This window comes from Cytobacillus stercorigallinarum, assembly GCF_014836495.1.
Classification (GTDB): domain Bacteria; phylum Bacillota; class Bacilli; order Bacillales; family Cytobacillaceae; genus Cytobacillus; species Cytobacillus stercorigallinarum.
This window is the reverse complement of sequence record NZ_JACSQT010000003.1, coordinates 203,347-219,677: the sequence shown is the minus strand read 5'-3', so window position 1 is coordinate 219,677 and position 16,331 is coordinate 203,347. Positions and strand designations below refer to the sequence as shown.

Genomic DNA, 16,331 nt, shown 5'->3' with positions numbered 1-16,331 from the left:
TCCTTAAGGAAAAGTGCTTTTTATTATTAGTATAATCAGAACGGTGTAAACTAAAACACCGACCATTAAGATAAAGATTGAGGTTATAGAATGAGTCATGATTACGTAAATATACTTGGGGTTCCTTTTATTAATACAAGCTTTGCAGAAATGGAATCCATTTTAACCAATCATATAGACAAGCAAGAAAAAACATTTGTCGTGACAGCGAACCCGGAAATCGTTATGTATGCCAAAGAAAATAAGGATTATCAAAAGATCATTCAGTCTGCTCATTACGTAGTGCCTGATGGTAATGGCATTCTACTTGCAGCTAATATGCTTAAAAAGCCGATAACAGAGCGTGTAACAGGCTTTGATTTAACAATGGCCTTACTAGAAGAAGGAAATAAAAAAGGCTGGCATGTATATCTGCTCGGAGGAAGGGAACAAGTAAATAAAAGAGCAGCTGAAAATATAGCAAAAGATTATCCGGGAATTAACCTTGTCGGCAGACATAATGGTTATTTTGATTGGGCAGATGGGAAAGTGGCTGAAGAAGTAGCATCTTTAGCGCCAGATATTGTCTTGGTTGCTTTAGGCTTTCCACGTCAGGAAGAATGGATCACCACCAATTATCATCGCTTCTCTAAAGGGTTGTTTATTGGGGTTGGTGGCACGATTGACATTATTTCTGGTGAAATGAAACGAGCGCCTGAATTTTGGCAAAACCTTAAGTTAGAGTGGTTTTACCGTCTATTGAAGCAGCCCTCTCGTTGGAGAAGGATGCTTGTTTTACCTCAATTTGTGCAGCAAGTACGGCAATCCAGAAAGCGAGATTGAAGTAAAAATTCCTAGAATCTGCAACTATTTTCTAAGCTGTTCCGTCTGATACTATGAAGAAGGATGGAATATCAACGATGAAAGTACTCCATTTAAATGCAGGGAATGATACAGGTGGTGGCATGACACATATTCTTGATTTATTAGAGGATAGTGACCCTTCTGTTTTTACGCTAGGGATTTTTGAACCTGGGCCGATTTATCAGAAAGCATTACAGCGGGGGATTCGCGTAAAACTTTTCGCTACGAAAAAAAGATATGATCTATCAGTCATTCAGCGTTTAAAGAAATATATAAAATCTGAGCAAATGACGATGATTCATACACATGGTGCACGAGCAAATCTTTACGGTTACTTGCTAAAAAAATCCTACCGAGATTGTAAGTGGGTGACAACATTACATAGCAATCCCTATGATGATTTTCTTAATCAGGGCTTGAAAGGAAAAGCCTTCACTAGTTTACATTTATGGCTTTTGAAGCACCCAGATTATTATTTCGCCATTTCTAATCGTTCGAAAGAGCTCTTGCTTTCACATGGTGTGGAAGGGAGTAAAGTGAAGACTATTTTCAATGGCATCGATTTTAATAGACAGATGCAGTCTTGCACCCTTGAACGTAAAGAATTGGAACTAGAAGCGAATGATTTTGTCATTGCTATGGTGGCAAGACTTACACCTGTAAAGGGCCATCGTATTGCTTTAGAAGCCATCAGCCGTGTCATGGCTAAAGCACCTCAAGTCAAACTGCTTTTAATAGGAGATGGCTTTTTAGAACAAGAATTAAAAGCTTTTGTGAACAACAAAGGATTAGGAAAAAAAATAAAATTTCTAGGATATAGACAGGATATTGATGCCTTATTACAAATTTCGGATCTCCATCTATTATCATCATTAAGTGAGAATTTCCCAATTGTCTTATTAGAGGCAGCCAGGGCGAAAAAGCCAGTGATTTCGACCGATGTTGGTGGAGTCTGTGAATTGATTCCATCGAAAGAGTATGGCTGGCTTGTCCCGGTGAAAGATGTGGATGCCTTAACTCAAGCAATTGAAGAGGCGATAAATGCCCATTATGTAGGTTCCTTAAAAAAAATTGGTGAAAATCTATATAAACATGCATCAAGGTGGTTTAGTGTGGAGCATTTTCGGGAAAATGTGATGGACGCCTACAAAAATTGGACATAAATATTGCGGATTTTGTCAAAAAAAGTACCTTTTTAAATGGTACAACTGTGATATAATAGGTTCGATATACAATTGTACGAATTTGTAAATTATGCCTGGTTCCAAGTGTGAAAGCGGGGCATGCTATCCATAAGGAGGGTCTTTATGATTTATTTGACCTTAATATTATGTTTTATATGCTCCGTTCTTTTAACACCGCTGGTAAAACGACTAGCCTTTAAGATAGGAGCAACAGATAAACCAAATAATCGCAAAGTCCATGAAAAAGTGATGCCTCGATTGGGTGGTTTAGCGATCTATTTAAGCTTCATGCTTGGTGTGCTGATTTTCTCACCAAATAAAGAAGTGCATATCCCGATTATGGTCGGTGCGTTTATTATCGTCGTAATAGGTATGTTAGATGATAAATATCAATTACCTGCTAAGTATAAATTGCTAGGGCAAATTGCTGCTGCATTAATCGTCGTCTTTTGGGGAAATGTTGAAGTGGAGTTTATTAACAACCCATTCTTTGGCGATAATCGAATCGACTTTGGTTATTTTGCTATCCCGATTACAATCTTATGGATTGTTGGTGTGACCAATGCAATTAACTTAATTGATGGCCTAGACGGATTAGCAGCAGGAGTATCATCGATTGCGCTATTTACGATTGCTGGGATGGCAATATTTATGGGGAATACGTATGTAATTGCTATGGCTTCTTTGTTAATGGTAGCTACACTAGGATTCCTTGTCTTTAACTTTCATCCAGCGAAAATATTTATGGGCGATACAGGGGCTCTCTTTTTAGGATATATGATCGCTGTCTTGTCATTACTCGGTTTTAAAAATGTAACAGTGATCTCGTTTATTATCCCGATTTTAATATTAGGTGTCCCATTATCAGATACGATTTTTGCGATATTTAGAAGGATTTTAAACAAACAACCAATATCAGCGCCAGATAAATCACATCTCCATCATTGCTTATTGAATGCAGGCTTTACCCATCGCCAAACAGTCTTATTAATTTATGCGATGGCAGCCACATTTGGCATGATTGCCATTATCTTCTCTCAAGCAAAAGTATGGGGAGCCATCTTACTAATAGCCGTTGTCCTTGTCATGCTCGAACTATTTGCCGAACTGATCGGTCTACTCGGCAAAGACTACCAGCCACTCTTAAAAAGACTCAAAGGAAAAGGCAATTGATAAAAAACTAACCAATTTGGTTAGTTTTTTTTGTAGATTAAGAGGTTTGCAGACAGTTGTTAAGAGGGAGGGCCATGATATACAACCCGTATTCTAGCTTCAAATAAATAAAACCCCCAAACAAAATATACTGTTTGGGGGTTTTATAAAGAATAATTCTATTAATATCCGCTATTGTAACCAGCTTCACTTGATTCAGAAGAAATTTCGCCACCTGTTGAACCCTCGCCATTTGTCGGATTAGTAGATTCATTTTGTCCGAGGTTTGTAGTCCCTAAATCAAGATGGCTTTGTAGTTCTGAAATAACTTCCTGTAATCCAGTATCATCAATTTGATAATAGTACACGCGATTACCATTAGAGTTTGGTAAGTACATATCTTGACCTTTGAGATTGAGCGTTTCAATATCTGGTGTCATGCCACTAGAAGTCGCATAACTAATAAGTGATTTCATTTGGTCGAAGGAAAGGTCTGTCTCCATATTGTTTCCAACTGCTTCGATGACATTTCCGTATTTTGAAATAGCATCAACTGATACGGCTTTTTTCATCATCGCTTTCACGATTTCTTGTTGTCTTTGCCCGCGCATAATGTCATTATCTTGCTTTCTCGTTCGTGCTAGAGCTAATGCTTCTTCACCATTTAATGTTTGCAAGCCCTCTTCTAATTGAATAGCCCCGGCCTTGTCATTAGAGTCTTGCTCAGATAAGGCATAAGGTACTTCTACTTCAATTCCACCTAGTGCATCAATGATCTCAATGAATGCATCAAAATTTAACTTTAAGTAAAAATCAATGGGAATATCGAGTAGCTGCTCAACCGTTTCAATAGAAGTGAGTGGTCCGCCGTGAGCGTGAGCATGGGTGATTTTGTCTTGATAACCAAGCTTAGGAATCTGTACATAAGAATCTCGGGGGATGCTTAATAGTTTAATAGATTTCGATTCCTTATTAAATGTTGCAACCATTAATGCATCTGAACGCGCTGAATTACTAAAACCCCGCTTACTACTATCATCGACTCCAATAATGAGTAGTGAAAAGTTATCAACATCAGGTTGTACAGCGACATCTCGCTTGGTTTCTCTTTCTAGTGGGTTATATGTGCTGTTCATCGCTGTTTCTGCTTTATTATAGAGATAGGCACCGTAGGCTGTGGCACTTAGGGCAAGGACTAGTAGAGGAAGAAGGATAAATGCGAAAACACGTCTTCTGCGCTTCACTTTACGTCTACTCACCTTTTGGGCATTGCGACCATCATAAGACATATGATTGCTCCTTTATTATTAAAAATTTATCGTTTCTTTACATAGTTAATGTTTATTTTACAATGGATTAGCATATACGTAAAATATTTACTCAGAAATTGTCGATTCTAAATATAACACGTCGCCTTCTGTTATTTCTGCTTGTCCATTTGTTAATTCAATCATCCAGTCATTGAAATTTGTGGTTTCGTCGTCTTTTACATAAGTTTCAATTTCAACCAGATCGGCATAATGGATTTCTTTTATTGGATAAATTGAACTTCGTAATTCATTTTCAAGTTTTCCAAGAAACGTGTAATCCACTTTTGTATGCATAATGCGCATTAGCTTTCTTTCAACAATACCTGTAGCAAGTAAACCTTCGGATGTCGCTTTACCGTAAGCGCGAATTAAACCGCCAGCCCCAAGCTTAATGCCACCAAAGTAACGGGTGACTACCACAACAGTATCCTTTAATTGTCTCTTTTTTAACACTTCAAGCATCGGTACACCAGCTGTTCCACTCGGTTCACCATCATCGTTAGCTTTCTGAATTAAATCATGCTCACCAATTAAATAAGCAGAGCAATTATGCGTGGCATTCCAGTTTTGCTTCTTTATTTTTTGAATAAATTCTTGCGCTTCTTCTTCTGTTTCTGCTCGGTCAATATATGCAATAAATCTTGATTTTTGTATAATAATTTCATGTTCCCCGTAACCTTTGACGGTATGATATTGTGGAAGCAAAAATATCCGCTCCTTCCTGCAAGTCTCTTCCTATTATAATTCGACAATCTTCGGAAAACATAAATATTAATAGATTGTAAACAAACTTTAATATTGTCGAATCGTTGAAGTGATATAATAAGTTTATATCTGAGGATAACTAATAGAAATTGCTAATAATCCTCTTTTTTTAACATAAAATTAGGATATATGACATATAAATAATTTTCAAGCGTGCGACTATTTATCGAATTTTGTGTCAAATGGTATTATTTTCTGCCGCTACACATGGTCGAATACCGCTTTTCAAGGTAAAATAAGGAATAGCAGCAACAGGGTTATACCCTTGGAGGAATCGCGAATGAGTATAAAAAAGTTTGATACGAAGTCGCTCGATTTAATTTTAGAAAAAATGATAGAAACGGTCAGCACGAGTAAGAATGAAATTTTCCGGATTGGTGAGCAATGTCGAAAAGATTATGAGACTTTAACCGAAGAGCTGAAAGATGTAAAGGTAATGGTTATTAAAGTCATTGATGAAGGCGACCGTTTAGAAAGTCAAACACGTTTTGCGCGTAAACGATTATCTGAAGTCAGTATGCATTTCAAAGATTACACGGAAGCGCAAGTACGTGATGCATATGAAAAAGCCCATCAATTACAAATGGATTTATCGATGAATCGACAAATGGAAAAGCAGCTTCGGGACCGTAGAGACGACATTGAAAGAAGATTAGTGGGCGTTAGTGATACGATTGAGCGTGCCGAGCACTTAATCTCCCAAATTACTGTTGTCATGAACTACTTGATGAGTGACATCAAGCAAATGGGTGAGATGCTTGAAGATGCGAAGATGAAACAAGAATTTGGCTTACAAATCATTGAGGCGCAAGAAGAAGAGCGTAAAAGGCTCTCACGTGAAATACATGACGGTCCAGCGCAAATGATGGCGAATGTGATGATGCGCTCTGATTTAATTGAACGTGTATATAAAGAGCGTGGCACAGATGAGGCCATGGAGGAAATAAGAAATTTAAAGAAAATGGTCAGAAGTGCTTTATATGAGGTCCGTAGAATTATTTATGACTTGAGACCAATGGCTTTAGATGACTTAGGTCTTGTTCCTACACTAAAGAAGTATCTACAAACAATCGAAGAATATCATAATTCGACCAAAATTACTTTCATGAATGTCGGTAAAGAAGTCCGTTTACCAAGTCAATATGAAGTGGCGCTCTTCCGACTCATTCAAGAAGCTGTGCAAAATGCAATGAAGCATGCTTATGCAGATGAGATTATTGTTAAAACTGAGATTAATAATGATCGAATAGCAGTCGTAATTAGAGATAATGGTAAAGGCTTTGATATTAATGAGAAAAAAGCACAATCCTTTGGTATTATCGGCATGAGAGAAAGAGTTGAACTTCTGGAGGGCCAGCTTTCGATAGATTCCAATATTGGTAAAGGCACAATTATTATCATTCAAGTACCTTATATGAAATAATAATTGATGATTTTGAAACTGGTCAAACATCATGATAGATATAAAACAGTTGAAGATTGGGAGGGGAAGAACTTGAATACTAAAATAGTAATTATTGACGACCATCAACTTTTCCGAGAGGGCGTAAAACGTATTCTTGATTTTGAAAAAACATTTAACGTGGTAGCAGAAGGTGACGATGGCGACGAAGCGATCAGACTCGTTGAAGAATATCAACCAGACGTAATTATCATGGATATTAACATGCCGAATATTAATGGTGTTGAAGCAACGCGTCAATTAGTAGAGAAATATCCAGATTCTAAAGTAATCATTCTTTCAATCCATGATGATGAAAACTATGTAACGCACGCTTTAAAAACGGGAGCAAGTGGTTACCTGCTTAAAGAAATGGATGCAGATGCATTAGTTGAGGCTGTAAAAGTAGTTGCAGAAGGTGGTTCTTACCTTCATCCGAAAGTAACGCACAACCTTGTTAACGAATACCGTCGCCTTGCTTCAGAAGGAACTGGTACAACAGGCGCTTACGGACAAATTGAAATCCGTCGTCCGCTCCATTTACTTACACGTCGCGAATGTGAAGTACTACAACTCCTTGCAGACGGAAAAAGTAACCGCGGCATCGGTGAAGCACTATATATTAGTGAAAAAACAGTCAAAAACCATGTAAGTAACATTCTACAAAAAATGAACGTCAATGACCGTACACAAGCGGTTGTCGTAGCCATCAAAAACGGTTGGGTAGAAGTTCGCTAATCCCAGCTGTTGATACATATGAAAGAAACACTCCACATGTGAAGTGCCCCCCTTAAGTTGGACTAAAGAGTCCACTTAGGGGGTTTTTAGTTTGGTTAAGTTCTCAAGTGAATATAGAAAAAAGGTTGTAATGGATTATTTGAATGGAGGAGGAGGGAAAGATATAAGTGATGTAAAAGCAAAATCGAAGCAAATGGAAGAAGAGAGGGGGATATGAGCAACGCAAAAGCGGAAATCGAAGCAAATAGAAGAAGAGAGTAAGATATGAGCAACGCAAAAGTAGAAATCGTAGCAAATAGAAGAAGAAAGGGAGATATGAGCAATGCAAAAGTAGAAATCGAAGCAAATGGAAGAAGAGAGTAAGATATGAGCAACGCAAAAGCGGAAATCGAAGCAAATAGAAGAAGAGGGGAAGATATAAGCAACGCAAAAGCAGAAATCGAAGCAAATAAAAGAAGAGAGTAAGATATGAGCAACGCAAAAGCAGAAATCGAAGCAAATAGAAGAAGAGAGGGAGATATAAGCAACGCAAAAGCGTAAATCGAAGCAAATAGAAGAAGAGAGTAGGATATGAGCAACGCAAAAGTAGAAATCGAAGCAAATAGAAGAAGAGAGTAAGATATGAGCAACGCAAAAGTAGAAATCGAAGCAAATAGAAGGAGAGAGGAGGATATGAGCAACGCAAAAGCGTAAATCGAAGCAAATAGAAGAAGAGAGGAGGATATGAGCAACGCAAAAGTAGAAATCGAAGCAAATAGAAGAAGAGAGGGGGATATGAGCAACGCAAAAGCGTAAATCGAAGCAAATAGAAGGAGAGAAGAGGATATGAGCAACGCAAAAGTAGAAATCGAAGCAAATAGAAGAAGAGAGGGGGATATGAGCAAAGCAAAAAAGCGTAAATCGAAGCAAATAGAAGAAGAGAGTAAGATATGAGCAACGCAAAAGCAGAAATCGAAGCAAATAGAAGAAGAGAGTAAGATATGAGCAACGCAAAAGCGTAAATCGAAGCAAATAGAAGGAGAGGGTAAGATATGAGCAACGCAAAAGCGTAAATCGAAGCAAATAGAAGAAGAGAGTAAGATATAAGCAACGCAAAAGCGGAAAACAAAGCAAATAGAAGGAGAGGGTAAGATATGAGCAACGCAAAAGCGGAAAACAAAGCAAATAGAAGAAGAGAGTAAGATATGAGCAACGCAAAAGCGTAAATCGAAGCAAATAGAAGAAGAGAGGGAGATATGAGCAACGCAAAAGTAGAAAACAAAGCAAATAGAAGAAGGAAAGAAAATATAAGCAACGCAAGACCAGAAAACAAAGCAAATAAAAGAAGAGAAGAAGTTATAAGCAACGCAAAAAAACATAGATAAATAGTGGTCCCTTTGATAAGAACTACTAAATTTATTAAAATCTAGTTGATTAGCCGAACTAGAAAAAAACTCAAAGGTTTCTTAGGTCACTCTTGAGCCCGAGACGTTGTAAAAAGTGATTTCTCTGAAGAAAGAAAAGGAATCGAGCAAAGAACATCGCAAAAAAAATCGCCAGTCTCAAAAAAATCCCCAGCTCAGAAAACCGCAAAAGAAAAAATAACCAGCCTCAACCAAAGTACACGATCTGATACAGTCGTAAAGGTAAGAACCCCATCCCTCGAGTAAAACCCCTACCCAGCCCATTATAACAAAAATTAAAACCACACCCTGAGACCCTCACAAAACCAAACTCCGCAAACGAACGTCCACCCATCTCTATCCCGTTCCACAAAAAAGCGAGCACCGCCCCAAGCCCACGAAAGAAAAAGATTTCCCCTTAAACCTCTCTAAACTTAATGCATTTTTTTTTACTTTCATATAGAATGGTAACAGAACATATAGTAGAGAAAAAAGAGAAGGAGTTACTCTATTTATGAAAACGGCCGTAGTAACGGATAGTACATCTTATATCCCACAAGAATTGAGAGAAAAGCTGAATATACACATGATCCCGCTGAGTGTGATATTTGGCAATGAATCATATAAAGAAGAAATTGAAATCACAGCAGAAAGTTTTTATGAAGAAGTCAAACATAAGGATTTGCCGAAAACATCGCAGCCATCTGTAGGTGATTTTGTTACATTGTTTGAAACGTTAAAACAAGACTATGATGCCATCATCTCCATCCACTTATCAAGCGGGATTAGTGGCACCTATCAAGGGGCAGTCTCTGCCGGTAATATGGTTGAAGGCATTACCGTATACCCTTTTGACTCAGAGATTAGCGCACGAGTACAAGGTTTCTATGTCGTCAAAGCAGCTGAAATGGCAGCTGATGGGAAGTCACCAGCAGAAATTATGGACAAACTGAATGAAATGAAACAATCCATTCGTGCATATTTCATGGTTGATGATCTGTCACATCTACAAAGAGGTGGCCGCTTATCAAGTGCACAAGCAATTTTAGGTAGCCTTCTCCAAGTGAAGCCATTGCTTCATTTTGAAAATAAGCTCATCGTGCCATTCGAAAAAATCCGTACCCGTAAAAAAGCAATGAAACGGATCGTTGACTTGCTAGCGGAAGATGCGGCGGATGGAGAAGCTTATGAAGCCTCTATTATTCATGCAAACCGTTATGAAGAAGCGCAGAAATGGAAGGAAGAATTAGAAGCACAATTCCCGAATGTCACCTTTGGTATTAGCTATTTTGGGGCAGTTATTGGTACACATCTCGGCGAAGGCTCCATGGGTCTTGGCTGGGTAAAAAAATAATACATCTACTAAGGAGTTATTATCGCAGACAAAACCAAACCCTGCTGAAATAACTCCTTTTTGTAGCAAAGAAAGGAGTCCATATGCGAATACTCATGAAAGGTCACCTACTCACCCCCGCATTTCACCACGACTCAGCTTCTCACACGATTACAGAACTTCCGAACATTCCTCATCACAATCCCAACCCTACATTCCCTTTTAATCCACAAATCCAGACATTCCTATTCGGCAAACAATTACTGCTAGATGAAATCCCTCACCCTGTAGAAGAATTATTCACCCATGTGAACGCAGGTTATATTACGCTTCGACGACCCTTTATAAAAGACGGCAGAAAAATCAAATGTGCTCGCTGTGGCAGTAGTGATCATCTAGCCACATATCCTTGTGCTCGTTGTGGAAATGAGCAGTGCCATTATTGTCGCAACTGCTTGATGATGGGAAGAGTGTCTGCTTGTACACCACTTTTTCATTGGAGTGGACCAAGCCCGAGCACTCTAATAGTCGAACAACCGTTAAAATGGGATGGGACGCTTTCTACTGGACAGCAACAAGCATCCACAGCAGTAGTCGAAGCCATCAAAAACAAAAAGGAGTACCTTGTTTGGGCGGTATGAATAGCCCGTAATGAATACTAAAAAAATAATTTAATTAAAAACGCCAATCTATACTGACGTCATTTTCATTAACAGTAATGTTTTCTATCAAAGAGTTAACTATAGCTTGTTTATCGGAAAAGCTCATTTCGTCAAAATTAATAACCAGTTTATTAATTTTATCAAGCACTTTATTAGGTTCATTCTCTTTTGCTTGCTTCAACTTCTTTTCAAGTAATTTTTCTTTTTCTAGATTTATTTTTTCAACTTGTTTTTCTAAGATATCAGGACTTATGTTTGTATTAGTTGAATATAACTCTAAAATCCTTTCAAGTTTTAGATCAACTTCTTTTATTAGTTTATCGTAATTTATTTTATTAACTGGACCTTTATCATTATTTTTATTAACAATGATTTTTTTCATTTCGTTTAAAACCATTTGCTCTAGCTTTTGTCTATTCCAATTTTTATTGGCGCATTTTTCTTCGTACTCACTTGGGAAACGCCTAGCTCTACAAGTGTAATAATAATAAATTCTCCCATAACTTCGAGTTGCTCTTGAACTTGTAGAATACGATACATAATTTTCACCGCACTTATCACAAGTAATGAGACCCACAAGTAATGCTTTCTTTGCTTTATGTGCGTTATGACCTTTATGCCGTTCTAAAAGGTCTTGGACTCTATAAAATTGCTCTTCTTCTATAAAAGGAGTATGTTGTCCTTTGTAATGTTTTCCAGCGAAACTTACATATCCAATGTATAGTTTATTAGCTAATATATCTCGGTACCTTCTAAACCTCCATACTTTATATCCTTCTTCTTTTAACCGTTCTTGAATTTTCGTTATAGAATGATATTGTTCGTAAAGGTCAAAGGCTCTTTTAACATGTTTAGCTTCTTCTTCATTTACATGTAAAGCTCCATCTTTTCTAAAATAACCAGCTGGGTCATAATCGCCACCCATGCCCCTCAATCCATTTTCTGCTCTCTTTATATGCCCCATTCTCATACGCTCTGCGATTGTCTCTCTTTCTAGTTGAGCAAATACAGATAATATCCCAATCATTGCTTTACCAAAAGGAGTTGATGTGTCTAAAGTTTCTGTTATGGAGATGAAGTCGACTTTGTTCTTAAGAAAATATTCTTCAATTAATTCTAAAGTATCTTTTTGTGATCTAGATAAACGGTCAAGTTTGTAAACAATAACTGTATCTATTTCTTTAATGTCATTAAGCATACTTTTCAAAGCGGGTCTATTTAATGTTGCACCTGAGAAACCACCATCTATGTAGGTGTTATAAACATTTAGCCCTTTTGCTTTACAAAACGCTTCTAAGCGTTCTTTCTGTACTTCAATACTATAATTCTCTACTTGTTCTTGGGTACTGACTCTTATATATATCGCTGCATTTTTCAAAGTTCATCACCTTCTAGAGTTTTATATTTAAAGGAGCCATGTACCAAACAAGCCTTCCTTTAATATAAATAGGACTATGTTCTTGTTCTTCGGAACTATAGAACTGAGTAGTATTTTCAGGATTATAACTCTCAGGTTCCAATGCTATACCATCTTGGAACTTATAGAACCTTTTCAATGTTGCGTCATAACCGTTAACACTAACGGCAGCAATCTCACCATTCTTTACTTCAATTGTAGGGTCTATTAAAGCTAGTGCGCCTGAAGGAACGACCTTATTCATACTATCTCCAGTGACTTGTAACAAAAAAGCTTCAGGATATTGATCTGTTATTTCAATAGGGACATTAATCATTTCTTGAACTGGTATCATTTCAATTGGCAAACCAGCAGAAATCCTTCCTAAAAGAGGAACCTGTCTGCACCCATCAGAAATTTTATTTTTAGTAGTGTAAGGATATACCTTCTCATTGACAAATTTCCCTTTTATTTGTGGTCCTTCGATAATATCACTTTTTAAAATACCAAAATGGTCTGCGATTTTTTGAATAGCCCCCATACGAGGTTCTTTGGTTTCTTTTTCCCAACTAGATACAGCTTTATCAGAAACGCCTGCTATTTCGCCAAGTTCTCTTTGAGATAGGTCATGCTTCTCTCTTAATTTTTTTATATTCCTACCGATTGACATTTTTATCACCCGTTCACAAGATTTTATTAAATATATAATAAACTAAAAGTAGATTCTTTTCAATGTTTTGTCGAAAAATATCTACTTTGAGAGCGAAAATACTACTTTTAAGTACAATTTCCTATATGAACAGTTATTGACATTCTACTTTGAGTAGATTATTATATGCGTACAGGATAAAAAAAGTGAGGTGATGTAGATGAATTTAACATTAAGACAAGCTAGATTAATAAAAGGATTTACTCAAAAGGACATCGCTAAACGATTAGGTGTTCACGTGCACACTTATATGAAAATGGAAAAAGACCCTGAGGTGGTTACAATCAGAGATGCAAAAAAAATATGTAATATCCTAGAGTTAAGTTATGATTATATTTTTTTTAACCATGACTCTACTTTAAGTAGATATAGTGAAGAAGTTGTGAGACCTAATGACTAATTTTGAGATACTAAACCTTGAATTAGATGGACACAAGATTAATGTTTCACCACCTATAGCTGAATTATTCAATAGTATAGGCTCATGGGATATTGTGCAAAATGTCATTTCTGACGAGGGGTATGAAAGAAAAGTAATAAAAAGAAGTAATGGAAAGCTTAGAACACAGTTAACTTATATTGATAAAAATTGAGTGTAACTGTTTCCTTTTTATCTATCATGCAAAATTTGATGAACGAAATGAGTTCTAACTTAAAAGAGGTGAGCATAGTGAGTTTGGAAAATCAAAATTACCTAGTAAATATCAATCCCCAATCAGGAATGTTTAGCAAAGTAAGCTGCTTTGAGACTTTGGATGAAGCACAAGAATTTATTAAAGAACAAGTAAGCATTGGAGTTAAAGAAATTATTTTATCACAAATTATTCCATTGAAAGTGAAAATCGAAGTTGAATTTTAAGGAGGTGAGTATATGAAAATCAGTACTAAAGCATGGAATGAAATGAATCACGCGGACCGTTACATGGCAATCCATAGAGCATTTGTTAGAAATCAAAATAAAAGACCCGTTGCGCCAACAACAGGTCAAAAATAAGTTTAATAGTCATCTTCAGTTTATAAAAGGTTATTCAAAAAAGCAACTGGAGGTTTAGTAAATGCCTTACTTTGATTCAAAAAGTCGTACTGTTTTCAGTCCACAGGTTGATAAATTAGAGCCGTTTTATAAAATTCTTGAGCAATATCATCAAGCAATTGGCGGCAGCAATCTCTTTGATGACCTCGTGGAGACATATGAATATTTAGATTATGTATTTAGAGATAAGGAGGAAATGAATAATGAACCAATTACAACAAATCGAAATGATGGAAGTGGAAGAAATCCAATCACAAGAAACACCTTTTGAAATCAGTGATTTAAATAGCCTTAACTGGGCATTCCGTAAACTTGCAGCTCTTAAATCTAAGGAAAAGGAAATCAAGCAATTAGCAAATGTTGAACGTGATCGTATTGCACTATGGGAGCGCGGGGAGCTATCCACAATTGAAGGAAGTGTTGAGTTTTTCGAAAATATGATATCTGTTTATCATGCTAAGCAATTAGAAAGTGATCCTAAGGCAAAAACAATTACTACACCTTATGGGAAATCTAAGACTAGGAAGTCTAAGGAAGCTCCTGAGAAGGCTAATGAAGAAGAAATCCTGCAACATGTTATTGAAAATAACATGGACGATTATATCAAAAATAGCGTGAAATGGGCGGACCTCAAAAAGAACTTAAAGATTGTTGAAATCTCTGGGGAGAAAACAGTGGTTGATGAAAATGGACAACTTATTCCTGGAGTGACGGTTAAGCCTGAATCTATCTCGTATAGTGTGGAGGTCTAAAGATGGGCGCATACGATGAACCAACCAAAGAATGCCCTTATTGTAAGACGGAAATGGAAGCTGATTTTGTAGATGTAGGTGTAGGTATGGTGCAATGTGGTCCTTATCATTGTTATGAATGTGGAGCTAGTGAAATAGGTCCTGAACTAAATGATTGGTATTACAAGGATAGAGAAGGTAACGATATCTATCTTCAAGGTAAACGTATATATTGTAGCTGGGCGAAACGTGGTAAAGGAGCAAAACTGCAATTTAAAGATTTCCCAGTTTTAAGATATGATGCTCCTTTTTCAAAAACTGAATTGGAAACAGGTTTTTATGACCCATCTAAAAAGAAAATATCACCTTATGCAAATACTGTTGGGGGTCATTTAGTAGATCATAGAACAGCAAAAAAAGCATATAACATTGGATTATTGGATGAAAAGAAAGGTGTGAGCTAATTGGAAGTCACAAACGGTGCTCAAATTACCAAAAGCAAAAAGGCAAAAATCATTGTTTACTCAAAGCCAGGTGATGGCAAAACAACTGTAGCTGGTAAATTACCAGGCAAGACATTAGTACTAGATATCGATGGTACCAGCCAAGTGTTAGAAGGTTACGCAAATGTTGATGTTGCAAAAATCGATGTAGATGATCCGCATCAAAGCATTTTAAAATTTTTCGCATTAGCAAAAGCAAATATATCAAACTATGACAATATCTTTGTGGACAATCTTACACATTATCAAAAACTTTGGTTGATGAACAAAGGAGAAGACACAAAAAGTGGAATGCCGGAATTAAAGCACTACGCTTTATTCGATAACCATTTACTTAAAGTTGTTGAAACTTTCAATGGATTAGATGCAAATGTCATCTACACTGCTTGGGAAACTAGCAGAAGTATCACTCATGACGATGGACAACAATACAATCAATTCATACCAGATATTCGAGATAAAATAGTTAATCATGTAATGGGGATAGTCCATGTGGTTGCTCGACTAGTGAGAAAAGCAGATGGTGCGAGAGGATTTATTCTCGAAGGTAATCAAAGTATCTTTGCAAAAAATCATTTAGATCAGCGCAAAGGCTGCCTACAAGAGGAATTAATCGTTTTATCCACAAATCAAACAACAGGGGGAAATAAATAATGTCATTTTTTAAATTCGATGAAGAAAACGCAAGTGCAGGATTTGAGTTAGTTGCAGAAGGTAAATATGAAGCTGTTATTCAAAATGCTGAGGCAGGTACTACACAAGGTGGCAAACCTAAATTGCAAATAGATTTTGAGATTCGTAGTGATGTGCCGCAAAACCACCAAGGAGCAAAAATTTTATATAACACGTTTACATTTGAACATGAAGTTGCCGTTCGAATTGTCAATTCACTATTAAAAGCTTGTGGTTTTCCTAATGGGCATCCATTTAAATCAGCAGACGATATGGCGAATCAGTTGATCAATAAGAATTTAAAAATCACTGTGAAGCATGAAGAATATGAAAAAGTGGTTGATGGAGAAAAACAGAAACGTACAGCAGCTAAAGCGAAATATTATGACGTATCAGATGTAACTCCAGTAATGAGCCCAGGTGCTTTTACTATCAGCGATGAGGATATCCCGTTCTAATAAAATTTAATAGAGAGGT

At 36.8% G+C, this 16,331-nt stretch carries 22 protein-coding genes; 18 read left to right on the top strand and 4 right to left on the bottom strand.

The window, feature by feature from the left end:
• Positions 1–90 precede the first annotated feature (90 nt).
• From H9655_RS09105 to H9655_RS09095, 3 genes are all read left to right on the top strand, one after another.
• Positions 91–822: a WecB/TagA/CpsF family glycosyltransferase gene (locus H9655_RS09105; RefSeq protein WP_191813170.1), complete on the top strand. Its 732-nt coding sequence runs from the start codon at positions 91–93 to the stop codon at positions 820–822.
• A gap of 53 nt (positions 823–875) precedes the next feature.
• Positions 876–2,006, top strand: coding sequence for a glycosyltransferase (locus tag H9655_RS09100; RefSeq protein ID WP_225230522.1), 1,131 nt, complete (start codon positions 876–878; stop codon positions 2,004–2,006).
• Between the two features lie 144 nt (positions 2,007–2,150).
• Positions 2,151–3,200 (top strand): MraY family glycosyltransferase, encoded by a 1,050-nt coding sequence (locus H9655_RS09095; protein WP_191813168.1) that lies wholly within the window; start codon positions 2,151–2,153, stop codon positions 3,198–3,200.
• Positions 3,201–3,361: 161 nt separating this feature from the next.
• Here H9655_RS09095 and H9655_RS09090 read toward each other — a convergent pair whose 3' ends face one another.
• Positions 3,362–4,468, bottom strand: coding sequence for an LCP family protein (locus tag H9655_RS09090; RefSeq protein ID WP_191813167.1), 1,107 nt, complete (start codon positions 4,466–4,468; stop codon positions 3,362–3,364).
• 87 nt (positions 4,469–4,555) lie between these two features.
• Positions 4,556–5,194: a YigZ family protein gene (locus H9655_RS09085; RefSeq protein WP_191813166.1), complete on the bottom strand. Its 639-nt coding sequence runs from the start codon at positions 5,192–5,194 to the stop codon at positions 4,556–4,558.
• A gap of 340 nt (positions 5,195–5,534) precedes the next feature.
• Here H9655_RS09085 and H9655_RS09080 point away from each other — a divergent pair, with 340 nt between their 5' ends.
• The 6 genes from H9655_RS09080 to H9655_RS09065 all read left to right on the top strand — a co-directional run bounded on the left by H9655_RS09080 (position 5,535) and on the right by H9655_RS09065 (position 10,789).
• The gene (locus tag H9655_RS09080) at positions 5,535–6,677 is read left to right on the top strand and encodes a sensor histidine kinase (protein ID WP_191813165.1); all 1,143 of its coding nucleotides are present in this window, start codon (positions 5,535–5,537) and stop codon (positions 6,675–6,677) included.
• Between the two features lie 72 nt (positions 6,678–6,749).
• The gene (locus tag H9655_RS09075) at positions 6,750–7,433 is read left to right on the top strand and encodes a response regulator (RefSeq protein WP_191813164.1); all 684 of its coding nucleotides are present in this window, start codon (positions 6,750–6,752) and stop codon (positions 7,431–7,433) included.
• Between the two features lie 91 nt (positions 7,434–7,524).
• Complete coding sequence (locus tag H9655_RS22670) at positions 7,525–7,650, top strand: hypothetical protein (RefSeq protein WP_263600744.1); 126 nt, start codon at positions 7,525–7,527, stop codon at positions 7,648–7,650.
• Between the two features lie 1,018 nt (positions 7,651–8,668).
• A complete protein-coding gene (locus H9655_RS22665; RefSeq protein WP_263600743.1) occupies positions 8,669–8,797 on the top strand; it encodes a hypothetical protein in 129 nt (42 codons plus the stop codon).
• 532 nt (positions 8,798–9,329) lie between these two features.
• Positions 9,330–10,169, top strand: coding sequence for a DegV family protein (locus H9655_RS09070; protein WP_191813163.1), 840 nt, complete (start codon positions 9,330–9,332; stop codon positions 10,167–10,169).
• Between the two features lie 83 nt (positions 10,170–10,252).
• A complete protein-coding gene (locus H9655_RS09065; protein WP_191813162.1) occupies positions 10,253–10,789 on the top strand; it encodes a hypothetical protein in 537 nt (178 codons plus the stop codon).
• Positions 10,790–10,823: 34 nt separating this feature from the next.
• Here H9655_RS09065 and H9655_RS09060 read toward each other — a convergent pair whose 3' ends face one another.
• Together H9655_RS09060 and H9655_RS09055 are read right to left on the bottom strand one after the other, a co-directional pair.
• Entirely contained in the window at positions 10,824–12,188 is a 1,365-nt protein-coding gene (locus H9655_RS09060) for a recombinase family protein (RefSeq protein ID WP_191813161.1), read from the bottom strand.
• A 13-nt stretch (positions 12,189–12,201) separates the two neighbouring features.
• The gene (locus H9655_RS09055) at positions 12,202–12,876 is read right to left on the bottom strand and encodes a LexA family protein (RefSeq protein WP_191813160.1); all 675 of its coding nucleotides are present in this window, start codon (positions 12,874–12,876) and stop codon (positions 12,202–12,204) included.
• A 199-nt stretch (positions 12,877–13,075) separates the two neighbouring features.
• On the opposite strand from H9655_RS09055, the gene H9655_RS09050 reads away from it, so the two are divergent.
• The 9 genes from H9655_RS09050 (at position 13,076) to H9655_RS09015 (ending at position 16,312) form a co-directional block, all read left to right on the top strand.
• On the top strand, positions 13,076–13,315 hold the full coding sequence (locus H9655_RS09050; RefSeq protein WP_191813159.1) for a helix-turn-helix transcriptional regulator: 240 nt from the start codon (positions 13,076–13,078) through the stop codon (positions 13,313–13,315).
• A complete protein-coding gene (locus H9655_RS09045) occupies positions 13,308–13,508 on the top strand; it encodes a hypothetical protein (protein WP_191813158.1) in 201 nt (66 codons plus the stop codon). Before H9655_RS09050 ends, H9655_RS09045 begins: the two co-directional genes overlap by 8 nt.
• Positions 13,509–13,534: 26 nt before the next feature.
• Positions 13,535–13,774, top strand: a complete 240-nt coding sequence (locus H9655_RS09040) for a hypothetical protein (protein ID WP_225230521.1) — start codon at positions 13,535–13,537, stop codon at positions 13,772–13,774.
• A gap of 12 nt (positions 13,775–13,786) precedes the next feature.
• The gene (locus H9655_RS22660) at positions 13,787–13,909 is read left to right on the top strand and encodes a hypothetical protein (RefSeq protein ID WP_263600742.1); all 123 of its coding nucleotides are present in this window, start codon (positions 13,787–13,789) and stop codon (positions 13,907–13,909) included.
• A 61-nt stretch (positions 13,910–13,970) separates the two neighbouring features.
• Positions 13,971–14,219, top strand: coding sequence for a hypothetical protein (locus H9655_RS09035; RefSeq protein WP_191813154.1), 249 nt, complete (start codon positions 13,971–13,973; stop codon positions 14,217–14,219).
• The gene (locus H9655_RS09030) at positions 14,152–14,700 is read left to right on the top strand and encodes a host-nuclease inhibitor Gam family protein (RefSeq protein WP_191813152.1); all 549 of its coding nucleotides are present in this window, start codon (positions 14,152–14,154) and stop codon (positions 14,698–14,700) included. Before H9655_RS09035 ends, H9655_RS09030 begins: the two co-directional genes overlap by 68 nt.
• Before the next feature lie 2 nt (positions 14,701–14,702).
• Positions 14,703–15,143: a hypothetical protein gene (locus H9655_RS09025; protein ID WP_191813150.1), complete on the top strand. Its 441-nt coding sequence runs from the start codon at positions 14,703–14,705 to the stop codon at positions 15,141–15,143.
• Positions 15,144–15,836, top strand: coding sequence for an AAA family ATPase (locus H9655_RS09020; RefSeq protein WP_191813148.1), 693 nt, complete (start codon positions 15,144–15,146; stop codon positions 15,834–15,836).
• A complete protein-coding gene (locus H9655_RS09015) occupies positions 15,836–16,312 on the top strand; it encodes a DUF669 domain-containing protein (RefSeq protein WP_191813146.1) in 477 nt (158 codons plus the stop codon). Before H9655_RS09020 ends, H9655_RS09015 begins: the two co-directional genes overlap by 1 nt.
• Positions 16,313–16,331: the final 19 nt, after the last annotated feature.